The sequence below is a fragment of the Enterococcus larvae genome (genome assembly GCF_017830045.1).
Lineage (GTDB): Bacteria > Bacillota > Bacilli > Lactobacillales > Enterococcaceae > Enterococcus_L > Enterococcus_L larvae.
This window is the reverse complement of sequence record NZ_JAEDXU010000013.1, coordinates 85,397-110,124: the sequence shown is the minus strand read 5'-3', so window position 1 is coordinate 110,124 and position 24,728 is coordinate 85,397. Positions and strand designations below refer to the sequence as shown.

Here is a 24,728-nt window from a genome sequence, read left to right as displayed (position 1 = left end):
AATCCAACCGATACAAAAACCTTAAATCCGTTCTTAGACAGCTTCTTAGACCAACACAAGGAGCTACCCGAATATATTGTGGCAGATGCCGGTTATGGCAGTGAAGAAAATTATATGTATATCAGTGATATCTTGCATAAAACACCATTGATTACCTATGGTGGGTACCATAAAGAAAGCAAAAAGAACTACAGAGACAATCCATTTATCGTTGAAAACTGGCGCTATCTTGAAGAAGAGGATACCTATATTTGTCCTGCCCATCGGGCAGTTCCCTTCAAGCGATACAGTCGAAGAACGGACAAAGGAGGATTTGTCCGAGACTTCAAAGTCTATGAATGTGAGGATTGTCGAGGTTGTCCTGTTCGTAGTCACTGTACGAAAGCCAAAAGCGACCGAACACGTCAGATTCAAGTGAACAATAATTGGCAGTACTTCAAAGCAGTGTGTAAGCAGAAGCTTTTAGATGAAAAAACAGGTTCGATTTATCGAAAACGAAAAATCGAGGTCGAACCAGTATTTGGGCATCTAAAGGCTCATTTGGGGTTCCATCGTTTCCATTTGCGTGGAAAACAAGGAGCGAAGATTGATGTTGGTTTGGCGCTGATGGCGTTAAACTTGAGAAAATTAGGGAAGCACATGGAGAGAAAGAGACGGAAAGAAGAAAAAACAAGCCCGATTTTGATATTGATCATCAAAATCAGACTTGTTTTCTTTTTGAGAGCGGACTATTGTCCCACTCTCTAAAATCTCTACAAAAGAGAATTATTTTACTGTTACAGAAGCGCCAACTTCTTCTAAAGCAGCTTTCAATGTTTCAGCTTCATCTTTAGAGATGCCTTCTTTAACTGGTGCAGGAGCTCCGTCAACTACAGCTTTAGCTTCTTTCAAGCCAAGACCAGTTGCTTCACGAACTGCTTTGATAACTTTAACTTTTTGATCTCCAGCTGCAGTCAATTCTACAGTGAATTCAGTTTGTTCTTCGCCGCCACCAGCTGCAGGACCTGCTGCTGCTGCAACAGGAGCTGCTGCAGATACGTCAAATTTTTCTTCAATAGCTTTAACTAATTCGCTTAATTCTAAGATAGTTGCTGTTTCTAGTTCAGCAATAATGTTTTCAATATTCAATGCCATTTTTGTTTTCCTCCATTTAAAGTTTAATAAACTATAATTTTTTTTATGATACTAAAGTTAGGCTGCGATTAAGCAACTTCTTCTTGTTTTTCTGCCACTGCTTTGACAGCGTAGGCAACGTTGCGGACTGGTGCTTGTAGAACAGACAGCAACATAGATAGTAAACCTTCGCGGCTTGGTAGTTTCGCAAGTGCAGTAATTTCTTCCAAAGAAGATACTTTACCTTCGATAACCCCACCTTTGATTTCCAATGCTTTTGCATCTTTTGCAAATTCATCCATAATCTTAGCCGGTGCAACTACATCTTCGTTACTGAATGCTACAGCTGTAGGACCTGTGAATACTTCATCAAGACCTTCTAAGCCTGCTGCTTTTGCGGCACGTGAAAGGATAGAATTTTTGATAACTTTCATTTCAACGTTTGCATCGCGTAGTTGTTTACGTAAGCTTGTTACTTCTTCAACAGTTAAACCACGGTAGTCAACGATGACTACAGAAGCTGCTGCTTTGAATTTTTCAGTTACGTCATCAACTAAACCTGCTTTTTTAGCGATTGCTGCTTCACTCATTTATTTTCACCTCCTGAATAATGATGGAGAAGTTTTTAGTTGATAAACAACAAAAAACTCCATGCCACCGTTGACATAGAGGGACTCATTGACAAATTTTTATCAATCGTTGTCCTCGGTAGGAAATTAAGACTTGCGTCACCTACTGTCTTCGGTACAGTTAATTATTAACCTCAACTACCTTATCATAGATAAGGTAGTTGAGTCAATAGTTTTTTTAGCAAACTTGCTCATGAATTGAACTAGTCTGCTCAGCTTTTATTTTCATCTAGTTTCCTGAACTAAATCAATCGGCAAATAGATGAATTGTCTACAAAGATAAAAAACATCTTTGAGCCACTTCCCTAATTTGCTCATGATTTAACCAGTTCACTCAACTTTTATTTCTTAGAAAGAAAATTGGTCAACGTGGATTCCAGGGCCAAATGTTGTTGTTACTGAAATGTTTTTGATGTATTGACCTTTTGCTGCTGATGGTTTAGCTTTCAACAGTACATCGTTGATTGTGTTGAAGTTTTCAATCAGCTTGTCTGTATCGAATGATACTTTACCGATAGGAACATGGATGTTACCAGCTTTATCAACACGGTAAGTTACTTTACCAGCTTTTACTTCGTTGATTGCTTTTGTTACGTCCATAGTTACAGTACCAGTTTTAGGGTTAGGCATTAATCCTTTAGGACCTAATACACGACCTAATTTACCAACTTCAGCCATCATGTCCGGAGTTGCAACAACTACGTCGAAATCGAACCAGCCTTGTTGGATTTTGTTAACCATGTCAGCATCTCCAACATAGTCAGCGCCAGCAGCTTCCGCTTCTTTCGCTTTTTCACCTTTAGCAAATACCAAAACTGTTTGAGTTTTACCAGTTCCGTTTGGAAGCACAACTGCTCCACGGATTTGTTGGTCTGCTTTTTTAGGGTCTACGTTTAGACGGTAAGCAACTTCAACTGTTGCATCGAATTTCGCAGTATTTGTATCTTTAGCCAAAGCTACCGCTTCTGCTACTGTGTAAGCTTTAGTAGTATCAACTTTTTTTAATGCATCTTGCATTTTTTTGCTCTTTTTAGCCATTTTGTTTCCTCCTTGATTGTGGTTATAACGGTAGAACCTCCCACGTAATTCATATCTTTCAATATGAAACAGACTGAGAAGCTACTTCTTCAGGGTTGCAGATAATCTATTATTCTACAGTGATCCCCATGCTTCGTGCAGTTCCTTCAACCATGCGCATAGCTGATTCAACATTAGCTGCGTTTAGGTCTGCCATTTTAAGTTCAGCGATTTCTTTTACTTGGTCGCTGGTTACTTTAGCTACTTTATTTTTGTTTGGTTCGCCTGAACCTTTGTCAATTTTAGCTGCTTTTTTCAATAGTACTGCAGCTGGTGGTGTCTTAGTTACGAAAGTGAATGAACGGTCTTCGTATACAGAGATTACCACTGGAATGATCAAACCTGCTTGATCAGCTGTACGAGCGTTGAATTCTTTAGTGAATCCCATAATGTTGATACCCGCTTGACCTAGTGCAGGACCTACTGGCGGTGCTGGTGTTGCTTTACCTGCAGGAATTTGCAATTTAACTAATTTTTCTACTTTTTTTGCCACGAGACATACCTCCTTGAGTCCGTGATGTGGTTAATTGGAGATGCATATTTCTCCTCCCACTGTCCTTCCTGAAAACACCAAGAATAGACGTGTGCAAAAATGCACACTTGAATAGTATACAGTCTTTTCCTTAGTTTTTCAATGCTTTTTCATAAGTTTAATCTAGTTTTCTCAATTCTTTTGCGTCATGACTTTTCCAACTAAAAATTGATAACTGGCGAGAGGAAGCAGTTGCCTAAGCTGAATCAGCTGTCTACTCTTTCCTACTGTATATCTTAGCTTACTACTATTATCAGTGGCAGCCTTGAAAATCACTTCTGCCACTCCTCTCGGAGAAGAGCCGTTTGCACCATTTGCTGCAACATTGTCTCTCACTGTCTTTCCGTACAATTCATACTCATCACTCAAGGCTGTTGTCTGCATCGAACGCTCATAAAAATCTGTATGGATCACGCCAGGTTCGATCAGCTTCAGCTTGATATTGAATGGCCTCAACTCATAGCGAAGCGACTCTGTCAGGCCTTCAATTCCCCATTTTGTCGCATGATAGACGGACTGTAAAGGGAGAGAAGTTCTACCGGCAATGGAAGAAATATTGATGATCCGACCCGACTGCTGCCCTCTGAAATATGGAATAAGGGCTTTTGTCATACTGATTACCCCTATCAGATTGGTATCGATTTGCTGTCTCACTTGTTCATCACTCGCTTCTTCCAACGGGCCAAAAAGATAATATCCTGCATTATTGACCAGTACATCGATCTGCTTGAACTGTTCAATCCCTCTTTGAAGAGCGTCTTCAATACTTTCATGATTCGTAACATCACAGCTGACCAATAATAATTTTTTGTGATTCTTCAGCTCTGTTTCCAGTTCAGGCCTTCGCATGGCAGCAATGACCTGCCACTCTTTTTCAATAAAGTACTTTACAGCTTCTCTACCTATCCCTGAAGAAGCCCCTGTTATAAAAACTGTTTTTTCCATATTTTATTCTCTCCTAACTAAATATTCTTTATACACTTTATATATAGTTAAAACGAAAGAAAAACGGACATTCCGTCCTTTATTGGATCAAGTCAGATATTCTGACGTTTGCCAGTTCTTCTTCCATTGCTTTTTCTGCTTTTTTCAAACTACTGATACCTTTTTCCACCATGTTATCCAAATTATCGAAATCCATATTGAAGGTGCGATAGGTTCGAAACAGCTCTGTTCCCTGCTCAACTGCATGAAAAACATCATACAGTGTGATTTCAGCAATGGGCCTGGCTAAATGATTCCCGCCTCGAGCACCCTCTTTTGTCACAATCAAGTCGGCCTTTTTCAGCTTACCCAAAATTTTCACAACTGTAGGAGTTGGGATATTGAGCATCTCCGAAATTACTTTGGCTGAAAGAAAATCATACTTCTCTTCTTCCGATTTAAAATGGATGAACACTAGGATCGATATCCCTTGAAAAGTAGCACCTGAATAGGACATAGCTGCCACCTACTTTCTTTACAAAAACTATATATCAAGAATATATAGTTTGTCAACTTTTATTTTTGAATGCATTTCTTTATTTACTACTCATTAACCCTTATGACATATTTTCGAAATCGTATTCTATTAATTCTCACTGTTTTTTTAGTAGAAATCTTCACTTTTCCAAGCCTCATATGTTACACTACTTCCAGTTCGTTCAATTACAATGAACCATTACATAAACTATTTGCTCAGCTAATGAACAGGCCCAACTATGAATATCCAGCTATAAGCAAACAGCTGTCTGAAGCTGACTTCTATTAAAAAGGAGCTTTATTATGGAACAACAACGATATAAAAGTGTATTTGACATCATCGGTCCCGTGATGATTGGCCCCAGCAGCTCACATACTGCCGGTGCTGCGCGTATCGGTAAGATCGTTCGAAATATTTTCGGCGAACAACCTGACACTGTAGACATTTATCTTTATGAATCCTTTGCGAAAACTTACCGAGGGCATGGCACTGATATTGCGCTAGTGGGTGGACTTCTTGGTATGGAGCCTGACGATCCGGCGCTGGCCGATTCATTGAAGATTGCTCATGAAAAAGGAATGGAGGTTCTTTTCGTTCCCAGAAATGAAAAAGCGGATCACCCCAACTCTGTTCAGCTATTAGTCTCTAAAGGAAAACGCAAACTCTCAGTTACCGGTATTTCCATCGGTGGTGGGAACATTCAGATTTCTGAGCTGGACGGCTTCAAGATTTCCTTGAATATGGGTGTCCCTACATTTATCATCGTTCATCAGGATGTACCTGGAATGATTGCAAAAGTGACTAACTGTCTTTCTGAAATGGCAATAAACATTGGAACAATGACAGTCACTCGAGAATCAAAAGGCGAAAAAGCCATCATGATCATCGAGGTCGATCAACAAGAAGCTGGAACAATTGTTGATACATTGGGAAAAATCCCCCATATTCATAACGTAAATTATTTTGATTAAGTTGAAATCTATCAAAGGAGCAAAAAACGATGTTTCTTTCTATTGAAGAATTAGTGTTACAAGCATCCGATTTTCCATCAGTTGCTGAATTGATGATTGCTGTAGAAATGGACACTCATCATTGCAGTCGTGAACGGATCATCGAAACCATGGAAAAAAATCTAGTCGTGATGAAGCAATCCATCGCTGAAGGAACTGCCGGAGTTACCTCTGTTACTAAAATCACTGGTGGGGATGCTGCGCGTCTCAACAGCTATATTGAAAGCGGCAATTTTTTAAGCGGTGAAACTATTTTGACAGCTGTAAAAAATGCAGTTGCGGTCAATGAAGTCAATGCAAAAATGGGACTGATTTGCGCAACACCAACAGCAGGTAGTGCCGGAGTTGTTCCTGGGGTTCTTTTAGCTGCTGTCGATCGTTTAGAACTGACTCATGAGCAGCAGTTGGAATTTCTTTTCACTGCCGGAGCCTTTGGCTTGGTCATCGCCAACAATTCATCCATCAGCGGTGCAGAAGGCGGCTGTCAGGCTGAAATCGGCTCTGCCAGCGCCATGGCAAGTGCCGCATTGGTTTGCGCTGCCGGAGGTTCACCAGAGCAAGCAGCTCAAGCTGTCGCCATTACTTTGAAAAATATGATGGGACTGATTTGCGATCCTGTTGCCGGACTAGTCGAGGTGCCATGTGTGAAACGAAATGCCTTGGGTTCTTCCCAAGCTTTCATATCTGCTGATATGGCCCTTGCCGGAATCAAGAGTGTCATTCCTCCCGATGAAGTTGTCGCAGCCATGTATCAGGTAGGACGTCAAATGCCCGGTATTTTCAAAGAAACTGCCGAAGGTGGGCTGGCTGTCACTCCGACAGCTAAAAGACTGACAAAGGAACTTTTATCGAAGAAGGATTAGTTTTGTATTACTTACTATAAATAGAATCACTTCACACATAAAAAACCATCTTTTCAAATCAGCGTTGAACTGCTTCAACACGTGATTTATAAAGATGGTTTTCCTCTATCCCTCATCGCAGCTGCTCAATTTCTACATTCTCTTCTTCGCTTCTGCAACAAACTGTCCCATCTGATTGTAGAGCTCTTCTCTGATTTCTCTTAGATCATGAGCGATGAGCTGATGCTCTTTGACCAGTTGCTTGCCGTTGACCCAGACATGTTCAACATTTGATGAATTCGCTGAATACACCAATGCAGAATATGGATCAAAAATCGGAAACATATTGACAGACTGGGTTTCAACAAGAATCATATCTGCTTTCTTTCCAGCTTCTATCGAACCAACCTCATCAAAGCCAAGTGTTTCGGCCCCCCCTTTTGTTGCCAGTCGAACAATATCTTTCGCCGGAAACAGTGCACGATCCTTTTCATAAGTTTTGTGAAAATTGGCGAATAGCTTCATTTGTGTAAACAGATCCAGCGTATTGCCGCTGCTTGGTCCGTCTGTCCCCAGCCCCACGGTCAATCTAGCCTTCAGCATAGACTTGACTGGCGCTACTCCTTTAGCTGATTTCGTATTTGCACCGATACAATGGGCAATTCGAGCATTCTTTGCATGAGCAGCAGTCAGAGCGATATCAGAATCTGTCATATGAATACAATGCGCCATAATAAATGGCCGCTCCATATATCCTAAACTTTCTAACAGTTCAAAGGGTGTCTGTTGATGCTCTTCAGCTAGTTCAATCAATTCATAATCCATCTCTGCCACATGCATCGTGATCGGCACTTGATAGTCATGACTCATTTCCACGATTTTCTTTAGTACCCCATAGGAATTCGTATTCGGCGCATGAGGGGCAATGGCCGGAGTAATCAATGGATGGTTCTTCCATTTAGGGATGAAGTCTTCACAATAGCTTAACCCTCCAGAAGGCTCTTCACTATCACAAGTCGGCATGTCTATGATTGTCTCGCCAACAATTGCTCGAACGCCGAAGCGATCACATACCTCTGCCACTTGATCCTCAAAATAATACATATCACAAAATCCAGTCACACCACTCAGCAGCATCTCACTAATTGCATACGCACTGCTTGCTGCTGCCAGTTCTCTTGTCATGTATGCTTCCAGAGGAAACAGGAAGCGCCTCAAGCGATCCGGAACATCGTCTCCAAGTGATCGAAATGGAATCATTCCGACATGCGTATGGGTGTTGATGAATCCCGGCAGCAGCAGCCCTCCCTGTCCATCAACTATTTCATCTGCTGCAATCTCCTGTTCCAGCCATTCTCCTACCTCAACGATCTCTTCCCCGTCAATCAGAACATACCCATTTTTATATTCTGTCATCTGGTCATCGATCGTCAATACGTGAACAGCTTTGATCAAGGTTTTCATGCAATCACTCCATCCTCTGGAAAGACAAGCGGATAGAATTCTTGTGTCTTCGTATCCATCATTCCTTTATCAGTCATCTTAATAGCAGGTGATACAGGTAACGACAGCGTTGAAAACGACATGATCTCATTCATATTCTTATAGCCCAAATCCTGCATTGCTCTTCGCACTTGTTTCAAATCAGTGCCTAGCTCTTCGATTGGTGCCTGAGACAAAATCCCGCCGATTGGCAACGGACAAGTTGCCTTGATAGACCCATGCTCAGTGACAACATAACCGCCTTGCATACTTAGCAGTTCGTGTTGTGCTGTCAGTATATCTTCACTATTGTTTCCCATCACCATCACATTATGGTGATCATGAGCCCAAGTTGTACCGATACTTCCTTGCTTGGTGATCGGCTGTTCCATCAACGCATATGCAATATTGCCATTTTTTCCATAGCGTTCCATCACGAGCAGTAATGCGCAATCCGAGTTTTCCCAATCCAGAAAACCATCTTTAACTGCTATCTCCTTCGATATTCGCTCAGTAAAAGTGCCTATCTCTTGTTTCTGGATAACATTACAACGCACCTTCTTCAACTCTGTTTGTACCGGAATTTTTAGATCCTCTGCTGCCAGCAACTTACACTGTACAGATTGACTGTAGCTAGCCGGAAACTGCTCCACCTTCTCAGGGTAAGCAACCGCATCCCCTTTTTTATGCACCAATTTTCCTGATTTATAAACCTCTTCAATAGAAAATGAAGCTAAATCATCCAGTAGTAAAAAGTCAGCGACTCTCCCTGGCGCGATCATTCCCCGATCATTCAGACTCATCCTTCTTGCCGGAGTATAGGTCGTCATATAGATAGCCTGCTCTATTGGTACCCCTGCTGCAACGGCCTTTTTCAAGTTCTCATTCAAGTGCCCTTCCAGTAAAACGTCTGCCATCACATCATCCGTGATCAGACAGGCATAGTCATAGTAGTTGTTCTCTACGATGACCGCCATATTTTCCGGAGTGATCGATTTATTCTGGAATTGAATGAACATACCGTTTTCAATTTTTTCTGCTAGAGATTCAGGAAATTGATGTGTATGATCCGAAGAAATCCCACTATACAAAAACGCTGCCAGCTCCTCTTCATAAATCTTTGGACAATGCCCTTCCAATGGCATAGTTGGACGCTTCTCTTTACAAAGATCGATGATTTGTCGAATCAATGAGTCTGGTTCGCTGGCAATCCCCTTAAAGTTCATCGCTTCTCCCAAGCAAATGATTCGTGGATTTTCCAATAGCTCAGCGACCTCTTCCAATCCAATGATTCCACCTGTTGTTTCCAGCTCCGGTGTTGTTGAGGGAACGGAAGATGGGATTGCATGAAAAATATCAATTTCCGTTTTTGCTGCCATGAACTCTGTTAATCCGTCAATACCAAAAACATTCGCCATTTCGTGAGCATCTGCAACAACTGTGGTCACACCATGTGGTAAAACAGCCTTGGAAAAAATCGTTGGTGTAGTCATCGAGCTTTCGATATGCATATGAATATCCAACAGTCCCGGAACCATGCAGCGCCCTTGCCCATCTATTTCTTGTACTGCATTCAAATAGGTCAGATCCTTTGAGCTGATGTAATAGAATTTTCCATCACTCACTGTTACATTCTTTTTCTCAAATAGTTGTTTTACTGTATTATAGACATTCACATTTTTTATCAATAAATCGATTTTCATAAGCCATGATCCCCTTACTTCTTTTGTTATGTAATTTTGTAGATGTTGTTGAATAACTTATTCCACTCAAGCATTCGTGCAATGAAAATGCAACGGTATTCATCTCACTCATTATACCTGTTTTATGTCGTTTCTTTCATCAAAATCAAATGGCTGGGAATCCTTTGATGTCATCCCAGCCATAGTATTTCATTTCTTATTGATTGATCAGGCGGTTCCACTGATCGATCCAGTCAGTTAATTGACCATTTACAAAATCAAAGTCAACTGTTTCTGCACGATCTGCAATAGCACCATACGTCATGTTTCCAGCTTCTTCTTCCGTCAGCTCAACAGTGCTTACTGTCGGTGCCTCATTCAGAGAAAGAGCTTTTGTTTTTTGAGAGTCAGCACTGATTCTGTAGTTGACGAACTCATAAGCCAACTCTTTATTTGCTGCTTCTTTTGGAATGTTGATCGTGTTGTAATTTGCATACGTACCACTCTCCGGAACAACATATTCGATTGAATCAGAATCTCCCTTGATCACATCATAAGCAAAGTCCATTACTATAGCAGCTTCGATTTCTCCTGCTTGGAACATGTTTGCCAAATCAGAGGATTTAGCATATGTTTTTACAATATTTGGTTTCAGCTCTTCCAAGGCTTTGAAAGCAGCTTCGCCGTTATCTTTTGTGATATCTTCACCTGCATAGTCACTTGCAATGTACATCATCAGAGGTCCGGCAGTTGTTGTGATTTCCGGGATAGAGATTTTTCCCTTTAATGAAGAATCCCACAGATCAGACCAGTCAGTGATTTCTTTGCCGACTTTTTCTTTGTCATAAACGATTCCTACACTATTTACAGCAATCGGAACACCTGCACCGCTGTCAAAAACTTCTTTTGCGCCATCTGTTAAATCTGCGATATTCGGGATTTTTGATTCATCTAGTTTTTCAAACATATCCTGTGAAGCTCCATCAGCTGAATTTGCCTGAGCCAGTTCAATCACATCAATACCAGTAGGATTACTGACAAGCTTGGTAAAACGGTCTCCGCTGTTTCCGATATCCATCGTGATTTTCGCATCAAATTCCTTTTCAAACGGTGCCATAACATCACTTTTCACGATATCTTCACTCAAGCCAAATGTTGATACAACTAAATCCTTTGATTCTTTTTTGTCTGAAGAGTTGTCTGAACTTCCTCCACCACATGCTGCCAATGCAAACATGCTTGCCAATACCAATGTTCCTGCTGCAAAACGTTTTTTCACAATTATTTCCTCTTTTCCCTTTTTATTTATTTATCTTCCAAAAGAACGATTTTTCCTTTTGGAAAATATAAAGCGATTGTGTCGCCTGCTTCATAAATTTGCTTATCACTACCATTAACTAAGAATTTTCCAAGCGGTGTAACTACTTCATATTGGTAACTCTTACCAAGAAATGTTCGAACCTCTACCTGACCGTTAACAATATTTTCAGTTGCCCCTGAAGCAATCTCAATGTCTTCTGGACGAATCGTCGCTACTAGTGAAGCCGCCGGCGCTTGTTCATACTCTGTCTCAAAATGAATACCCTTTGCCTCGTAATGATTTCCAGAAGCTTGATTAACTTCAAAAAAGTTTTCAAACCCAATGAAATGAGCCACAAACTTGGTTTTTGGATTACGATAAATCATCTCAGGTGTATCATATTGCTCAATCACGCCATTGTTCATCACTGCAACTTTATCAGAAATCGAGAAGCACTCTTCTTGATCATGGGTAACAAACACCGTTGTGATCCCCAACTGCTGCTGGATTCGTTTGATTTCGATACGCATCTGCACCCGCAGCTTCGCATCCAAATTACTCAAAGGCTCATCAAGCAGCAATAACTTTGGTTCAATAACCAGTGCTCTCGCCAAAGCTACCCGTTGCCGTTGTCCGCCTGAAAGCTGTTTCGGATAACGATCGCCGAACTGTCCCAATCCACAGATTTCCAGCATATCAGCAACTTTCTTATTGATAGTTTCCTTTGACTCCTTGCGAAGCTTCAGACCAAAAGCGACATTCTCTGAAATGGTCAAATGTGGAAATAATGCATAGCTTTGGAACACCATACCAAAATTACGTTTATGCACAGGAACCTTGACGATCTCCTGCCCATCCAAAACAAAAGACCCGTCATTTGGAGAAATCAATCCGGCAATCACACGAAGCGTCGTGGTTTTCCCACAGCCGCTTGGTCCCAATAAAGAAACCAGCTCACCCTTTTCCATAGAAATATTTAATTGCTCTAATATATTTTGTTTACCGTCATAGCTGACACGAATATTATTTAAATTTACAAAGCTCACACATTACCCTCTTTTCTTTGTTGATGGAAACAAAGCTGCTCAGCTTGCTTTCCGATTCTAAAAAGTCCATTTCTTCTATACCCAATTTCTTAGGATATGGATGCCAATCCTAATGTCTTTTCAACGATGAACATCAACAAGATCGTCAGCAACATGATCATTACTGAGATAGCCGATACAGTTGGATCATACGTATATTCAATATAACTTAGCAACGAGGTTGGCAGCATAGTTACTCCCGGTCCGGATAGAAACATGGAAACCGGCACATTATTGAATGAATTAACAAACGCCAACATAAATGCTGCAAAAATTCCAGAAGAGACATTTGGCAGGACGATTTTTAGAAAGGCGCGAACTCGTGTACAGCCTAATGTCCAAGCAACTTCTTCAATTGAAAAATCCAATTGCTCCATACTGGAGCCGACTACACGAATGATATATGGCAAACTGATCAGAAAATGCCCAATCAACAAGCCCTGAATCACTGGTAAACGCAGCTGGATCACTACGAATTGAAATAGAGAATACCCAACTACAATTCCCGGAATCATTGTTGGTGACAGGAAAAAACTTTTCAGTATATTTTTTCCCTTCATATCATAACGAGATAATGCATAGGATGCCGGCACACCAATCAGTAAGGCTAATAATGTCGCACCGATGCCTATTGCTCCACTCAGTTTAAAGCTATTCATGAATGTTTCTGAAGTAAGTGCTTTTTTATACCAATCCAATGAAACCTCTTCAATTGGGAATTGGATAGTTGCGGCTTTCCCAAAGGACGTAACTACGATAACGACTAGAGGCAGAAATAGGAAAGCAAACACTAAAACAGCAATCAATGTCATACCCTTTTGCTTACGCATTATTCATTTCCCTCCGATCTAAACGAGCTGCAGCCATATTCAATCCTTTATTCACGACCAATGTAGTAACGATCATGATCAAAGCGATCACACTGGCAGAAGTCCAATCTCCTAAAGTAGAAGCCTTTTGATAAAGGAAGGTGGCCATCAGCATATTTTTATTTCCACCCAGTAATTGCGGCGTTGTATAAGCGGTCATTGTCCCGGTAAAAACCAAAATACTACCGACGATCACACCCGGTGTACACAACGGGAGAACGATTTTATAGAAAGCTGTGAAGGGACTAGCTCCCAAGGTTTCAGCGGCCTCCAGAGTTTCCTTCTCGATCGTTTCCATCACACCCACAAGTGTCATGATCATTGTTGGAAGAAACAAGTAAACAGAACCGACAATAATCGAAAATTCCGTATAAAGCAATGTTAGCGGCTGATCGATGATACCAATATTCAGCAACAAGCTGTTGATCACACCTGATTTCCCAAGAATATTGATCCACGCAAAGCTTCGAATAACAGAGTTCGTCAGTAAAGGAAACATCGTCATTGCCATCAATAGACTTTTCCATTTTTTACTAACACCTGCAATAAAATACGCTGCCGGAATTCCCAAAGCAGCAGAGATAAGTGTCACGATCACCGATACTTTGATCGTACGAATAAAAATTTTCAAATTATAGTCATCTGTCAAAAAATCTACATATGGCTTGATACTGGCTCCACTATCTGTAAAAATAGTCGGCCATATACTGTTTACCAAAGGTACCAGCATAAAAAATAACAATAAAATAATCCCTGGTGTTACAATCAAATACGGAACATTCCGTTTCATTTTACCTCTCCTCATTCGTTTTTCTGTAACATTATAATCAAAAACACGAACGTTTACAATGATTTTTTTCTAATATTTCACTAAAAATTGGTTTTCATTGCACAAAATGTCTATACATATTTTTTTGTTCGTCTTCTCTTTTTTCGATTTTCTAATTAGATTCCTGCATTTTTAAACTTTTAATAACTTTCAAAATATAAATGACCGTTCATATAAGTTGGTTTACCTATCATCTGGATACTTATGACTCTCGACTAGTTCAACCTTTTTATTTTCTTCTTCATTTGAAATCCCCAAAACACGAACATTATTTAACAACGTGATAAAAAAATAACAGCTCTCTAATTATTTATTCTTCATCAATCAAGTTTTTTTTAATTTATCCGCCCCTGCTATACTATAAGCTTAATAAAATAACTCACTCGGAGAACAACATGAACGAATTCAAATTAAACCCTAAAAACTTACGCACGATCCTCTTTATTGCTTTTTTGGCAGTTCTTTATTGGATAATATTTCCTCTACAAGAGCGTAACGAAATCATTATGGCCACTCTACTACTTCGTTTTTTTACTAGCTTTTCTATTTCTTGACTACCAAACTACACTGATGATCACCTCTGATGAATACATTTTGAAATCTGCCTTTAAAACCCAGTCCTTCAGTAAGGAGCAGTACAAGCTTAGAACTATTGGTTCAAGAAGAGTCGGATATGGAAAGAATCGTTCAACGATCACCAAATCAACATCATTGATCGTCACAACCTCTTGACTGCTAAGGAATTACGGATGAGCATGAACACCAGTCAATACAATGCTATGTGTAGCATGTTGCGGGAACTCAAAGAACTTAACTTACCAACTGAGGGTAAGTCTAAGTAATAGCTAAAGCAAAAAAAAGCAGAAGGAGCATCTACCCGATGATCCTTCTGCTTTTTGAAGCTGCTCATGACAACATATAGATTGTCTGAGCCTCTTCTTTTATTAAATTTTATCGACTTGTTCAAAGTCAAGTTCAGTACTTGTTTCACGACCAAACATGTCGATATTTACTTTCAGCTTTTGTTTCTCTTCGTCGATTTCAGTTACTTCTCCCTCTAATCCGGAGAAGGCTCCTTCAATAATACGAACGACTTCACCAATTTCTACCTCTAGTTCAGTTTGACGTGCACTCATTCCAATTGAACGCAGGATATGGTTGATTTCTTCTTGCAGTAACGGAGCTGGTTTACTACCGGCACCATGAGAGCCAACAAAGCCTGTTACTCCCGGTGTATTACGAACGACATACCATGAATCATCTGTCATGACCATCTCCACTAAGACATAACCAGGGAACGTTTTATGCACAACTTCTTTTTTCTTTCCGTTCTTTTCTTCTGTCGCTGTTTCTTCCGGAACTACTACACGAAAAATGTAATCGCCCATGCCCATGCTAAGTGCACGTGATTCAATATTCGCTTTTACCTTGTTCTCATAGCCGGAGTACGTATGCAGTACGTACCAGTTTCTTTCAAATGTTTCCATTCTCTTTAAGCTCCTTATATCGTTATTCAAATCAATTGATTTTGTTTTTCCAGGAAAATAAAAAAACCTCAGCTTGCCCGAAGTTTTTCTAACACAGTTATTATAGCACTCATTCGAGTAAAATTCCAGTTACAATCAACGAAGAATCCAGCCGAAAGCTGTTTGGATCGCTGTATCCATAACGAAGAACAAGATTGCAAACAATACTGTTGTTTCGATAACGACCAATGTATCTTTGCGCAACTGTTTTTTAGTAGGCCAAGTTACTTTTTTCATTTCGTCTCTGACACTTTTTAAAAATTTCATCTCTACTCCTCCAATAATTACTTTGTTTCTTTATGCAATGTATGCTGTTTACAGTATTTACAGAATTTTTTAACCTCTAATCGGCTTCCGTGTTTTCCTTCAGTTATTGCTTTGGAATAATTACGAGAACCACACACTGAACAGGCAAGAGCTGATTTTTTGACCGCCATACTTCTTCCTCCTCTGTTCATAAAATCACCTATTAACATTATCACTGATTGATCAAAAAGTCAATATCCGGCTGATTTTCAAAAGTTGGAAAATACTTTTCCTACGCCTCTCGCCAACAGGCTATTGTTTTTTTTCAAGTTATGTTATTATTGAGCTATCAGAAGCACTTATTATAAGGAGGGTCAGGCATGTTACTGAAATCTGTCGTTCTAAAAAAGAAAAATTTAACTACAGTCAATGAATCCTGTACTTTAGAAGAAGCATTGAATATATTGGAGGAATCAGGCTACCGCTGTGTGCCGATTCTAGATGAATCAGGTAAAATTTTCCGAGGCAATATTTACAAAATGCATATCTACAGACATAAAGCAAATGGCGGAGATATGAGTCTGCCAGTAACTTATTTGCTGAAAAATGCAACAAAGTTCATTTTTGTGAACACTTCCTTCTTCAAGGTATTTTTCACAATCAAAGAGTTGCCATATATCGCTGTACTAGATGAAAACAATCATTTTTACGGAATATTAACACATAGTACCTTGTTGAATATTCTTGCACAGTCCTGGAATATTGAAAGAGGCAGCTACGTTCTTACAGTAGCTTCTACAGGTAAACAGGGAGATTTGGCAAGTATTACCAAGATTATCGCTAAACACAGCAGCATTGCCAGCTGTATCACACTGGATATCGGTGAAGGTGAATTTATCCGCCGTACATTGATCACGCTGCCTTCTGAAACAACAGAAGAAAGCTGCTCATTGATTGTTGAACAGCTTGAAAGAAAGAATTTCAAAGTAGCGGAAATTGAAAATTTAAAAAATAATAAATAAAAAACAGCTCTTCAGCATAATTTTCTGAAGAGCTGTTTTTTCTAGTCCAGTTGCTTTCAAAGTCTTCCATTATGAAACGTGTTCAATGGTCATAGGATTCTTATTTTTCTTCTCCGATAATACGGACTTCCGTTTCCAGTGCAACATCAAATTTCTCCTTAATGACTGCTTGAATATGGGCAATCAATTCCACATAATCAGTTGCTGTAGCCTGATCGATATTGACGATAAAGCCAGCATGTTTTTCTGAAATCTGAGCACCGCCCCACTTCAACCCTTGCAGGCCTGCATCCTGAATAAGCTTACCAGTAAAATGTCCCGGCGGTCTTTTGAAGACACTGCCGCAAGACGGATATTCCAATGGCTGTTTAGACGTTCTCAGCTCGGTCAGCTCATCCATTCTTGCTTTGATCAGCTCATGCTTCCCTTGCTTTAGAGCAAAGGTCGCTGCCAAAATGATTCCCTTCATTTGCTGGATTGCACTATGACGATAAGAAAAATCCATTTCCTCAGCTGTCATCGTTCTGATATCTCCACTTGGTAGTAAAATATCAGCAGACTCAAATACGTCCTTGATTTCACCATCATACGCACCGGCATTCATATATACTGCTCCGCCAATGCTTCCTGGAATCCCACAGGCAAATTCAAAACCAGCCAAATCATTGGCTAACGCTTCATAGGTTGTATCGATCAATTTGGCACCTGCTGCAGCTGTTACATGTTCAGCTGTAACAGTCACCTGATTCATATCAGCAAGCATCACAACCATACCGCGAATACCACCATCTCGAACAATCAAGTTACTGGCATTTCCTAAAACCAGCCAAGGGATATTCTCGTTTTGGCAGAAAAGAACGATTTGTCGAACTTCTTCTGGATTTTTTGGAAAGCTCAGCATATCCGCCGGTCCACCGGTTTTTGTAAAGGTAAAATTCATCAAAGGTTCATTAAATAAAATAGTTACATTTGGCAGCTCACGCTGTATTTTTTCATTATTCATTGAAAGCCGTTTCCTTTCTCTTAAACATCATTTTATTCTAGCATGTCCCAAGAGAACTTTCTAGTCCGTCTATAGAATATGCTTTTGATGGTCATGAAGTATTTTGCTGCACAGCTCATGACTTAAAAAGACATCTTCTTGCTTCAGGTGTTCATAGCTTTCTGATTTCACACCAGCAATAAATTGTCTGACCAATGGGGCAAATCCTCTTTTATCTAAGGTTGTTGCCCAGTCATTGAAGCCTTCTTTTTTAGTCTCTTTGTCGGTCTGGATCGTCAGCTCTGTCAGGTTTTCCAAAGTGTATGTCCCTTGAAGTGCACTCACCTGATAACTTTCGGTATTCGCCCCGGAAAGAAGATCCATTGAACAAATCGCTGTCGTTTTTTCTGTTTCCAGATGAAGAAATGCACGCTGAAGCTCACCATTCTTTTCAATCACCTTTGTTTGTACCTGCTGGATCGGATCATCCAATAAGTAGACGGCAGTATCAACAACATGAAGAAACAGGTCATAGATCATAAAACCAGTATTTCCCGGAGAATTGATTCTATTTTTTTGAATAAGCAGCAGATTCTTATTTTCCACACGCTTCAATTCTTCAACAAATGGAGCAAAACGACGATTGAAGGCAATCATCAATACCAGCTTATTTTCTCTTGCGTATGCCTGAAGCTCTTTGACCTCTGAAAGATTTTCACTTAACGGTTTATCCACACAAACATGGATACCCGCTTTCAACAGCTTATCTACGATCTCAACATGCGCTTCTGTCGCAACATGGACAAAGCAAGCCTCGATCCCAAATGCAATCAATTCCTCGATTGTTTCTACCACATCTTTAAATCCATATTTATCTTGTAAAAGCGCTCTGATTTCTTTATTTCTAGTTGCGAGAACAAAGTCGCCTTCATTCCGCAATTCACTATAAACTGGCAGATATGCCTTTTGAGCTATATTGCCAAGTCCGATCACACCGATTTTCATAAGAACCTCCCTAGTTCATTTAATATCCCTATTTTACTATATTTCCAGTTTAAATACTTTGATTTGTGCAGAGCTGTTATTCATTTTCAGTATACAGTTTTTTCAAATGTCGCCCCTTTTCAATGTCAACAACTCATAGACAGTCCAATCTGATCAACAAGCTTTCTACCAAAATTTTAGCAAACTGAAAAAAGTTTTATATTTTTTTGCGTAACTTTCTTTGTAAGCCCTGCTCTTAATATGACCGTTTTCCTCGTACATTAACTTAACAATAGACTGGTATAGATTCTATTCAAAGGAAGACTATCAGGCAACTGACCACAAATAGAGGTTTCTCTCTTTAAAACCGTTTCTGATTAGCTGACGAGCAGGCAATAAAAAACAGCAGGATCATTGACTACACACTTCATTTGGGTACAATGAAGAGATGAAGAGGTGAATATTAATGAAATGTATTTCATGGAACGTCAACGGCCTGAGAGCTGTTGTTAAGAAAAATTTTACAGAGGTTTTTCAAGAGCTGGATGCTGACTTCTTTTGCCTGCAGGAAACAAAGCTTCAAGAAGGACAAATTGATATTGAGTTTCCCGGCTATCATCAATATTGGAACTATGCAGAGAAGAAAGGCTATTCTGGAACAGCTATTTTTGCCAAGGAAGAAGCCATCAATGCGTTTTACGGGATCAATGCAGAAGAACACGACCAAGAAGGACGTGTCATCACATTAGAGTATCCCAACTATTTTTTGATTACCTGCTACACACCTAATTCTCAAAATGAGCTGAAACGACTAGACTATCGTATGACATGGGAAAATGCTTTTCGTCTCTACCTTGAGGAATTAAAAGCCAAAAAGCCTGTGATTATCTGCGGTGATTTGAATGTTGCTCATCAGAATATCGATTTAAAAAATTGGAAGACCAATCAAAAAAACGCCGGTTTTACTCCGGAGGAAAGAGAAAAATTTTCAACACTTCTAGATAGCGGCTTTACAGATACTTATCGCTACTTCTATCCTGAAAAAGAAGGTGTCTATTCTTGGTGGAGTTATCGCTTCAACGCCCGTAAAAACAATGCCGGGTGGCGCATTGATTATTTCCTTATATCGGATGACCTTAAGGAACGATTGATTTCTGCAGACATCCATACAGACATTGTTGGAAGTGACCATTGCCCTGTAGAAGTGATCATTGAAGATTTTTAGTCCTTTTCAATGTTAAATTTTTATATCATTCTTCGTTATTTTGATGATTTCCGTGCCAAATCAGTTATAATAGTTTACAGATAACACTTTTAAAAAGTGAGTTATCATGACTTATGTGAAGGAGTCTTTAAAGATGAACTTTTATGCTATTGACTTTGAAACTGCCAGCTATGCGAAGCACAGTGCATGTTCTGTTGCTGTGGTAAAGGTTGAAAACAGCCGCATCGTTGGTGAGTATTATTCGTTGATCAAACCTGAAACTGATTTCTTTTGGAAAAACATTCAAATACATGGGATTCGACCGGAAAATGTAGCGGACGCTCCAAAATTCCCTGATGTCTGGGAACAAATCAGCCCCTACTTCCATTCAAACAGCCTAGTCGTTGCCCATAATGCCGGCTTTGACTGCGGTGTCCTTTCTGGTTGTCTCGACTACTATAATATTGAACAGCCAAGCTATCTGTCTCTATGCACTGTGAAAACCAGCCGCAAGCTGTTCCCTGAATTTCCAAATCACAAGCTGAATACTGTTTGCGAAAATCTGAATATCCAATTGAACAATCATCATGATGCGTTGGAAGATAGTCGCGCCTGTGCGGAGATCCTACTTCATCAGGAGAAGCTTTTTGGTGTAGAGCCATTGAAAAAACTAGTAACATTGAAATAGTGAGCAAAACGAATACCTGCAAAAACTATCGCATCAGATAAAGTTTTTGTAGGTATATTTTTGTGCTTACACTCCTACCTCACCTTAATCAGAATCAGCACATTCTTTAACTGGAACCAGAGATATTTAAGCCCTTTTGTGTCTTGAAAAAATTATCAATTTCTTCTTCAAAAGCAAAGGAAAAAACAGATTTTTCCCTATATTTTTCTCAAAACAGATCAACATTCCCTACCTAAACAAGACTATTTATATAGACATATGGTACCTTATTTCATTTTTCCGATCATTTAATTCTTTCTATAACCGTTGATTTGATAGGTATCCTGACAGTAGTCCTCAGAAAATCCAACATTGAACTCAGCTTTTTTTCTTGGTATAATTACTTATCAAAAATAAGAGGTGAGTTTAATGAAAAAAGGGTTGTCAGTGTTGTCGTTGCTGCTGATTTTTACTTTAGCAGCAGCTGGGTGCGGTAATGGGGAGGACAGCGGGAAAACTGCAAAAAGTACTGCTGAAAGCACTAGTACAGAGAGTACATCCTCTGAAGAGGAAAGTGAGCCTACACGTGAGGCTGATTACAAAGTAGTTTATCGTATCGATAAGGATACAAAGAAAAAAACAGTGATTGCCTCAGGCTATGATTTGAAAATAGAGACTGTTGGGGATACACTGGTCAATGTTAAAAATAGCGAAGGAGCATACTATGCTCAACAGAATATCACGGAGAAAGAAGAGGTCGATATTGAAAAGCTGGGGAAAGGTGATCTTGAACTCATTGTAAGAATCAATGATTCAATTATTGCTACCGGCGAGAATTTATTGATCATGACAACAAGTGATACATTAGTAAATGTTAAAGATGAAGATGGGTCTTATCTTGCTCAAAAAAGTATTGAGCGTGGAGACGTTGTAAGTATTCACATCGATGGCGAAGATTCAAGCGATTCTGATACAGAGAGTTCAAGTTCTTCTTCCTCAAAATCAGATACAAAGACATCAAGCTCTTCTTCTAAATCAAGTAGCGCCTCAAAGGATACATTGCACCTTTATGATGGCGACTATGTCGGCGGGGATTCATACCTACCAGCTGGAAGATATGATTTAGAATTTACAGGAAGCGGCTATAATGATATCCACGACGATGAAGATCTATGGGAAAATAATAATGGCGGTGGAGAAAAAATTCACGGAATCACTATTGTTAAAGGAACAAGTTATTCTATTTCAGGTGAAATAACGCTGAAGAAAAGTCAACCGCCACAAAACGTAGACGGCACTTATTCTCTCTATGCTGGGGAATATATTGGCGGCGAGGACTTACCGGCTGGAACCTATGATTTGGAATTTACCGGTAAAAAATATAATGATATCCATGACGATGAAGACCTGTGGGAAAACAATAACGGCGGTGACGAACGCTATCACGGCATCATTATTCAAGAGGGTGTTACCTACTATATTGATGGCGAGCTAAATCTTACTCTTCTGCAGTAAACAATTATTGTCAAAAGCTTTTCTTAAATCAAAAGCACTCCTTGCCGACATTGGCAAGGAGTGTTTTTTTATAATTCAATTATTTCCTTTTCTTTGGTGATCATTATTACACCGTCACCTAACGGCAGGAGTGTCGACGTCAAATCTGGATGAGTCATAACTGTATCCAGGAATTCGTTCAATTTACGATGAATCGCCCGTTTGCTTCTTGGGATATCCTCCGTTGCTTCAAGGATCGTTCCTCCTTGAAAAACATCATCCACCATCAATACACCGCCTACCTTTAAAAGGCGTAGGCATTCTGGTAAAAATTCGATATATTTTGATTTTGCACTATCCATAAAAATGAAATCGTACTGATCATCCAGTTCAGGCAAGATATCCGCTGCCTGCCCTTCCAGCAAGGTGACCTTATCAGTCAAACCAAGGCGCTCATAGGTTTTCTTTGCTTTTCTGATCATCACATCAAACCGATCGATTGTTGTTACATATCCATCTTCGCCAACATATTGCGCCATCAGACTTGATGAAAAGCCAATCGCTGCACCGATTTCCAAAATTTTCTTCGGTTTCAGCTGCCCAAGGAAAAACTGTAAAAATACTACTGTCTCGTGAGGAATGATTGGTATACCATCACGATGTGCGTCTTCCTCAATCAGACCTAAATCACCTGACAGTTTCTTTTGTCTTTCTCGCATAAACGCCACAAGCTCTTCCTTTACAACTGGGCGATGCATCATTTCATTACGCATTTCTTTAATTCCCTCTTCTTTGTTTATTTCCTACTACAGTTTGTGCTGAATCAATAAAGCAAATCAATGAATTCTCTTTTTTCGATGTTTCCAAAATATTTTTTCACATCGATCTCAGCAACTGCTTCACTGATTGCCTGTTTCTCGTATTTGATTCCCATTAGTTTTTTCTCTACATCATTGATTTCACCTAAACCAAAGAAATCACCGTAGACTTTAATATCCTTGATCAAGCCGTCCTCTACATCCATACGTACCTCAATCGAGCCAATTGGAAAACGATGTCTGCGTTCAAGATTGAAGGAGGGCGATTTTCCATAGTTCCAGTCCCAATTGCGATAGTAATCATCAGAAATCTGATTGATATGCGCCCAGTCTTTCTCTGTCAGCTCATAGGTTTTGATTTCATCAATAGAATCAACACCAAAGATTTTCAAAAGAATCTCCTGACGGAACTCTTCTGTAGTCATCCCTTGCTTCTCTTTTGGAAGAAACGGTTTGATGTTCGTTACACGGGAACGAATTGACTTGATGCCTTTAGACTCAATTTTATCTTTTCTTACCTTCAAAGCATTGACGACTTCATTGATATCGCTATCGAACATCAGTGTACCGTGAGCAAACATTCTACCCTCTGTCGCGTACATCGCATTGCCGGAAAATTTCATTCCATCAATCACCAGATCGTTGCGGCCTTTAAGCTCAGCACCAGAAACCCCCAGCTTGTGCAAAGCTTGAATGATTGGTTTTGTCACCTTTTCAAAATCCCGAAAAGAGTTGCCATCGTCCGGCATGATGAAGCTGAAATTCAAGTTTCCATGGTCATGGTACACCGCACCGCCGCCGCTTAATCGGCGTACAACATGGATTCCCTGCTCCTCCACGTATTCTTTGTTGATTTCTTCGATCGTATTTTGATTCCGTCCAATAATAATAGATGGTTCATTGATATAAAAAAGTAAAATCGGCTCTTCTAACGGCATTTCCTTCAGCAAATATGTTTCGATTGCCAGATTTATCTGCGGATCGTTATTTTCATTGGGTACAAATATCACGTGATTCTACTCCTTTTCTATTTTATCTGTTCAGTTCAATTATAAATCGATGACCAAATCTTTTTCAGCTAAGATTACCGGCATTTGATAATCAGCCGCCTTCTCAGCCTGCGCCTTCAGCTCATCCAGTGACCCGTGCTGCGGCAGATGAGTCAACACTAATTTTTTGACTCTTGCTGCCTTCGCCAGTTCTCCGGACTCCTTTGACGTAAAGTGTGCTCGATGCTTTTCGTTTCCTTCAAAAAGATACGTATCAGCTAAGAAAATATCCGCTCCCTCAGCAAACTCAATAAAGTCCTCTAAGTAGCCGGAGTCTCCGGTAAAGACAAAAACCTTCCCGGTTTTTTCTTCAACAAAACGCATGGCATAGCAAGGAACAGGATGAATTGTCTTCATAAAGGTTATTAAAAACGGTCCCAGCTTCAATTCCTCTGCTTCAAAGTAAGGAATCCCCTTAGAAACACCGTCAAGATCCAATGCTGAAAAATGCACAGCATCCTCAGTGTGTCCGTATATTGGCAAAATCGGTACAGGCACTTGCGCCGGATACAGCTGACGATAATACTGCAGCACACCCAAATCGGCAATATGGTCATGATGATAATGAGACAAAATGACCGCATCCAGTTCAAGAGGATCAAGATGGTTTTCCAGATTGACTAATGTTGTACTTCCAGCATCTAATAATAGTCGAAATCCTTCAGACTCTAACAAATAGGAGCTTGTTCCCTGATCCTTATATGGGTAAGCACCCAGACAGCCTAAAACAGTGATTTTCATACATTTCCCTCCTATTCATGATTTATACATACTTAGGATATACTTGAGAACAGCTATAGAGCCAAAAACTTCAAGCACATTCT

The 24,728-nt window shown here is 39.9% G+C and carries 27 protein-coding genes, 1 pseudogene and 1 other annotated feature; of the genes and pseudogenes, 7 read left to right on the top strand and 21 right to left on the bottom strand.

The window, feature by feature from the left end; translation table 11 throughout:
• Positions 1 to 747, top strand: a 747-nt coding sequence (locus I6N96_RS18225; RefSeq protein ID WP_209558997.1) for a transposase, incomplete at its 5' end; no start/stop codon positions are given.
• 18 nt (positions 748 to 765) lie between these two features.
• On the opposite strand, the gene rplL is transcribed toward I6N96_RS18225, so the two are convergent.
• From rplL to I6N96_RS18195, 6 genes are all read right to left on the bottom strand, one after another.
• Positions 766 to 1,134, bottom strand: a complete 369-nt coding sequence (gene rplL, locus I6N96_RS18220) for a 50S ribosomal protein L7/L12 (RefSeq protein ID WP_209558996.1) — start codon at positions 1,132 to 1,134, stop codon at positions 766 to 768.
• A 68-nt stretch (positions 1,135 to 1,202) separates the two neighbouring features.
• Positions 1,203 to 1,703 (bottom strand): 50S ribosomal protein L10, encoded by a 501-nt coding sequence (gene rplJ / locus I6N96_RS18215; protein ID WP_209558995.1) that lies wholly within the window; start codon positions 1,701 to 1,703, stop codon positions 1,203 to 1,205.
• Between the two features lie 42 nt (positions 1,704 to 1,745).
• Positions 1,746 to 1,876: a sequence feature (ribosomal protein L10 leader region), on the bottom strand.
• 214 nt (positions 1,877 to 2,090) lie between these two features.
• Positions 2,091 to 2,780: a 50S ribosomal protein L1 gene (gene rplA, locus I6N96_RS18210; protein ID WP_209558994.1), complete on the bottom strand. Its 690-nt coding sequence runs from the start codon at positions 2,778 to 2,780 to the stop codon at positions 2,091 to 2,093.
• A gap of 109 nt (positions 2,781 to 2,889) precedes the next feature.
• On the bottom strand, positions 2,890 to 3,312 hold the full coding sequence (gene rplK, locus I6N96_RS18205) for a 50S ribosomal protein L11 (RefSeq protein WP_202063143.1): 423 nt from the start codon (positions 3,310 to 3,312) through the stop codon (positions 2,890 to 2,892).
• A gap of 171 nt (positions 3,313 to 3,483) precedes the next feature.
• Positions 3,484 to 4,296, bottom strand: coding sequence for an SDR family oxidoreductase (locus tag I6N96_RS18200; protein WP_209558993.1), 813 nt, complete (start codon positions 4,294 to 4,296; stop codon positions 3,484 to 3,486).
• 79 nt (positions 4,297 to 4,375) lie between these two features.
• Positions 4,376 to 4,792 (bottom strand): RrF2 family transcriptional regulator, encoded by a 417-nt coding sequence (locus I6N96_RS18195; protein WP_209558992.1) that lies wholly within the window; start codon positions 4,790 to 4,792, stop codon positions 4,376 to 4,378.
• 323 nt (positions 4,793 to 5,115) lie between these two features.
• Between I6N96_RS18195 and sdaAB the strand changes: the two genes are divergently transcribed.
• Positions 5,116 to 5,784, top strand: a complete 669-nt coding sequence (gene sdaAB, locus I6N96_RS18190; RefSeq protein ID WP_209558991.1) for an L-serine ammonia-lyase, iron-sulfur-dependent subunit beta — start codon at positions 5,116 to 5,118, stop codon at positions 5,782 to 5,784.
• Positions 5,785 to 5,813: 29 nt separating this feature from the next.
• Positions 5,814 to 6,686 carry an L-serine ammonia-lyase, iron-sulfur-dependent, subunit alpha gene (gene sdaAA / locus I6N96_RS18185; protein ID WP_209558990.1) on the top strand — a complete coding sequence of 291 codons (873 nt, stop codon included), beginning with the start codon at positions 5,814 to 5,816 and terminating at the stop codon, positions 6,684 to 6,686.
• Between the two features lie 132 nt (positions 6,687 to 6,818).
• On the opposite strand, the gene I6N96_RS18180 is transcribed toward sdaAA, so the two are convergent.
• The 10 genes and pseudogenes from I6N96_RS18180 to rpmG form a co-directional block, all read right to left on the bottom strand.
• Positions 6,819 to 8,129, bottom strand: coding sequence for an amidohydrolase (locus tag I6N96_RS18180; RefSeq protein ID WP_209558989.1), 1,311 nt, complete (start codon positions 8,127 to 8,129; stop codon positions 6,819 to 6,821).
• Positions 8,086 to 9,850: pseudogene (locus tag I6N96_RS18175) on the bottom strand (adenine deaminase C-terminal domain-containing protein). Before I6N96_RS18175 ends, I6N96_RS18180 begins: the two are co-directional and overlap by 44 nt.
• A 196-nt stretch (positions 9,851 to 10,046) precedes the next feature.
• Positions 10,047 to 11,108 (bottom strand): ABC transporter substrate-binding protein, encoded by a 1,062-nt coding sequence (locus I6N96_RS18170; protein ID WP_209558987.1) that lies wholly within the window; start codon positions 11,106 to 11,108, stop codon positions 10,047 to 10,049.
• Between the two features lie 26 nt (positions 11,109 to 11,134).
• Positions 11,135 to 12,175 carry an ABC transporter ATP-binding protein gene (locus I6N96_RS18165; RefSeq protein WP_209558986.1) on the bottom strand — a complete coding sequence of 347 codons (1,041 nt, stop codon included), beginning with the start codon at positions 12,173 to 12,175 and terminating at the stop codon, positions 11,135 to 11,137.
• 89 nt (positions 12,176 to 12,264) lie between these two features.
• Complete coding sequence (locus I6N96_RS18160; RefSeq protein WP_209558985.1) at positions 12,265 to 13,044, bottom strand: ABC transporter permease; 780 nt, start codon at positions 13,042 to 13,044, stop codon at positions 12,265 to 12,267.
• Positions 13,037 to 13,873, bottom strand: coding sequence for an ABC transporter permease (locus I6N96_RS18155; protein ID WP_209558984.1), 837 nt, complete (start codon positions 13,871 to 13,873; stop codon positions 13,037 to 13,039). The genes I6N96_RS18160 and I6N96_RS18155 overlap by 8 nt, the downstream gene beginning before the upstream one ends.
• Before the next feature lie 593 nt (positions 13,874 to 14,466).
• Positions 14,467 to 14,634, bottom strand: a complete 168-nt coding sequence (locus I6N96_RS18150) for a hypothetical protein (RefSeq protein ID WP_209558983.1) — start codon at positions 14,632 to 14,634, stop codon at positions 14,467 to 14,469.
• 222 nt (positions 14,635 to 14,856) lie between these two features.
• On the bottom strand, positions 14,857 to 15,399 hold the full coding sequence (gene nusG / locus I6N96_RS18145) for a transcription termination/antitermination protein NusG (protein WP_209558982.1): 543 nt from the start codon (positions 15,397 to 15,399) through the stop codon (positions 14,857 to 14,859).
• A 135-nt stretch (positions 15,400 to 15,534) separates the two neighbouring features.
• Positions 15,535 to 15,705: a preprotein translocase subunit SecE gene (gene secE, locus I6N96_RS18140; RefSeq protein WP_209558981.1), complete on the bottom strand. Its 171-nt coding sequence runs from the start codon at positions 15,703 to 15,705 to the stop codon at positions 15,535 to 15,537.
• Positions 15,706 to 15,722: 17 nt separating this feature from the next.
• Entirely contained in the window at positions 15,723 to 15,875 is a 153-nt protein-coding gene (gene rpmG / locus I6N96_RS18135) for a 50S ribosomal protein L33 (protein WP_086348962.1), read from the bottom strand.
• A gap of 189 nt (positions 15,876 to 16,064) precedes the next feature.
• On the opposite strand from rpmG, the gene cbpA reads away from it, so the two are divergent.
• The gene (cbpA, locus tag I6N96_RS18130) at positions 16,065 to 16,706 is read left to right on the top strand and encodes a cyclic di-AMP binding protein CbpA (RefSeq protein ID WP_209558980.1); all 642 of its coding nucleotides are present in this window, start codon (positions 16,065 to 16,067) and stop codon (positions 16,704 to 16,706) included.
• A 100-nt stretch (positions 16,707 to 16,806) separates the two neighbouring features.
• Here cbpA and murB read toward each other — a convergent pair whose 3' ends face one another.
• Both murB and I6N96_RS18120 read right to left on the bottom strand, forming a co-directional pair.
• On the bottom strand, positions 16,807 to 17,709 hold the full coding sequence (murB, locus tag I6N96_RS18125) for a UDP-N-acetylmuramate dehydrogenase (protein WP_209558979.1): 903 nt from the start codon (positions 17,707 to 17,709) through the stop codon (positions 16,807 to 16,809).
• 69 nt (positions 17,710 to 17,778) lie between these two features.
• On the bottom strand, positions 17,779 to 18,693 hold the full coding sequence (locus I6N96_RS18120) for a Gfo/Idh/MocA family protein (RefSeq protein WP_209558978.1): 915 nt from the start codon (positions 18,691 to 18,693) through the stop codon (positions 17,779 to 17,781).
• A 445-nt stretch (positions 18,694 to 19,138) separates the two neighbouring features.
• Here I6N96_RS18120 and I6N96_RS18115 point away from each other — a divergent pair, with 445 nt between their 5' ends.
• The 3 genes from I6N96_RS18115 (at position 19,139) to I6N96_RS18105 (ending at position 22,058) form a co-directional block, all read left to right on the top strand.
• Entirely contained in the window at positions 19,139 to 19,897 is a 759-nt protein-coding gene (locus tag I6N96_RS18115; RefSeq protein ID WP_209558977.1) for an exodeoxyribonuclease III, read from the top strand.
• Positions 19,898 to 20,030: 133 nt separating this feature from the next.
• Positions 20,031 to 20,564 carry a 3'-5' exonuclease gene (locus I6N96_RS18110; protein WP_209558976.1) on the top strand — a complete coding sequence of 178 codons (534 nt, stop codon included), beginning with the start codon at positions 20,031 to 20,033 and terminating at the stop codon, positions 20,562 to 20,564.
• 408 nt (positions 20,565 to 20,972) lie between these two features.
• Complete coding sequence (locus tag I6N96_RS18105; protein ID WP_209558975.1) at positions 20,973 to 22,058, top strand: hypothetical protein; 1,086 nt, start codon at positions 20,973 to 20,975, stop codon at positions 22,056 to 22,058.
• A 68-nt stretch (positions 22,059 to 22,126) separates the two neighbouring features.
• Here I6N96_RS18105 and I6N96_RS18100 read toward each other — a convergent pair whose 3' ends face one another.
• The 3 genes from I6N96_RS18100 to I6N96_RS18090 are packed head-to-tail and all read right to left on the bottom strand — an operon-like array spanning position 22,127 to position 24,645.
• Entirely contained in the window at positions 22,127 to 22,810 is a 684-nt protein-coding gene (locus I6N96_RS18100; protein WP_209558974.1) for an O-methyltransferase, read from the bottom strand.
• Between the two features lie 50 nt (positions 22,811 to 22,860).
• The gene (lplA, locus tag I6N96_RS18095) at positions 22,861 to 23,865 is read right to left on the bottom strand and encodes a lipoate--protein ligase (RefSeq protein ID WP_209558973.1); all 1,005 of its coding nucleotides are present in this window, start codon (positions 23,863 to 23,865) and stop codon (positions 22,861 to 22,863) included.
• Positions 23,866 to 23,904: 39 nt separating this feature from the next.
• Complete coding sequence (locus I6N96_RS18090) at positions 23,905 to 24,645, bottom strand: MBL fold metallo-hydrolase (protein WP_209558972.1); 741 nt, start codon at positions 24,643 to 24,645, stop codon at positions 23,905 to 23,907.
• Between the last annotated feature and the right edge of the window lie 83 nt (positions 24,646 to 24,728).

Excerpts from the sequence above, each read along its gene's own strand:
- rplL (WP_209558996.1), bottom strand. The coding sequence starts at position 1,134 with ATGGCATTGAATATTGAAAACATTATTGCTGAACTAGAAACAGCAACT.
- rplJ (WP_209558995.1), bottom strand. The coding sequence starts at position 1,703 with ATGAGTGAAGCAGCAATCGCTAAAAAAGCAGGTTTAGTTGATGACGTA.
- rplA (WP_209558994.1), bottom strand. The coding sequence starts at position 2,780 with ATGGCTAAAAAGAGCAAAAAAATGCAAGATGCATTAAAAAAAGTTGAT.
- I6N96_RS18200 (WP_209558993.1), bottom strand. The coding sequence starts at position 4,296 with ATGGAAAAAACAGTTTTTATAACAGGGGCTTCTTCAGGGATAGGTAGA.
- I6N96_RS18195 (WP_209558992.1), bottom strand. The coding sequence starts at position 4,792 with ATGTCCTATTCAGGTGCTACTTTTCAAGGGATATCGATCCTAGTGTTC.
- sdaAB (WP_209558991.1), top strand. The coding sequence starts at position 5,116 with ATGGAACAACAACGATATAAAAGTGTATTTGACATCATCGGTCCCGTG.
- sdaAA (WP_209558990.1), top strand. The coding sequence starts at position 5,814 with ATGTTTCTTTCTATTGAAGAATTAGTGTTACAAGCATCCGATTTTCCA.
- I6N96_RS18180 (WP_209558989.1), bottom strand. The coding sequence starts at position 8,129 with ATGAAAACCTTGATCAAAGCTGTTCACGTATTGACGATCGATGACCAG.
- I6N96_RS18160 (WP_209558985.1), bottom strand. The coding sequence starts at position 13,044 with ATGCGTAAGCAAAAGGGTATGACATTGATTGCTGTTTTAGTGTTTGCT.
- I6N96_RS18155 (WP_209558984.1), bottom strand. The coding sequence starts at position 13,873 with ATGAAACGGAATGTTCCGTATTTGATTGTAACACCAGGGATTATTTTA.
- nusG (WP_209558982.1), bottom strand. The coding sequence starts at position 15,399 with ATGGAAACATTTGAAAGAAACTGGTACGTACTGCATACGTACTCCGGC.
- secE (WP_209558981.1), bottom strand. The coding sequence starts at position 15,705 with ATGAAATTTTTAAAAAGTGTCAGAGACGAAATGAAAAAAGTAACTTGG.
- rpmG (WP_086348962.1), bottom strand. The coding sequence starts at position 15,875 with ATGGCGGTCAAAAAATCAGCTCTTGCCTGTTCAGTGTGTGGTTCTCGT.
- cbpA (WP_209558980.1), top strand. The coding sequence starts at position 16,065 with ATGTTACTGAAATCTGTCGTTCTAAAAAAGAAAAATTTAACTACAGTC.
- murB (WP_209558979.1), bottom strand. The coding sequence starts at position 17,709 with ATGAATAATGAAAAAATACAGCGTGAGCTGCCAAATGTAACTATTTTA.
- I6N96_RS18120 (WP_209558978.1), bottom strand. The coding sequence starts at position 18,693 with ATGAAAATCGGTGTGATCGGACTTGGCAATATAGCTCAAAAGGCATAT.
- I6N96_RS18115 (WP_209558977.1), top strand. The coding sequence starts at position 19,139 with ATGAAATGTATTTCATGGAACGTCAACGGCCTGAGAGCTGTTGTTAAG.
- I6N96_RS18110 (WP_209558976.1), top strand. The coding sequence starts at position 20,031 with ATGAACTTTTATGCTATTGACTTTGAAACTGCCAGCTATGCGAAGCAC.
- I6N96_RS18105 (WP_209558975.1), top strand. The coding sequence starts at position 20,973 with ATGAAAAAAGGGTTGTCAGTGTTGTCGTTGCTGCTGATTTTTACTTTA.
- I6N96_RS18100 (WP_209558974.1), bottom strand. The coding sequence starts at position 22,810 with ATGCGTAATGAAATGATGCATCGCCCAGTTGTAAAGGAAGAGCTTGTG.
- I6N96_RS18090 (WP_209558972.1), bottom strand. The coding sequence starts at position 24,645 with ATGAAAATCACTGTTTTAGGCTGTCTGGGTGCTTACCCATATAAGGAT.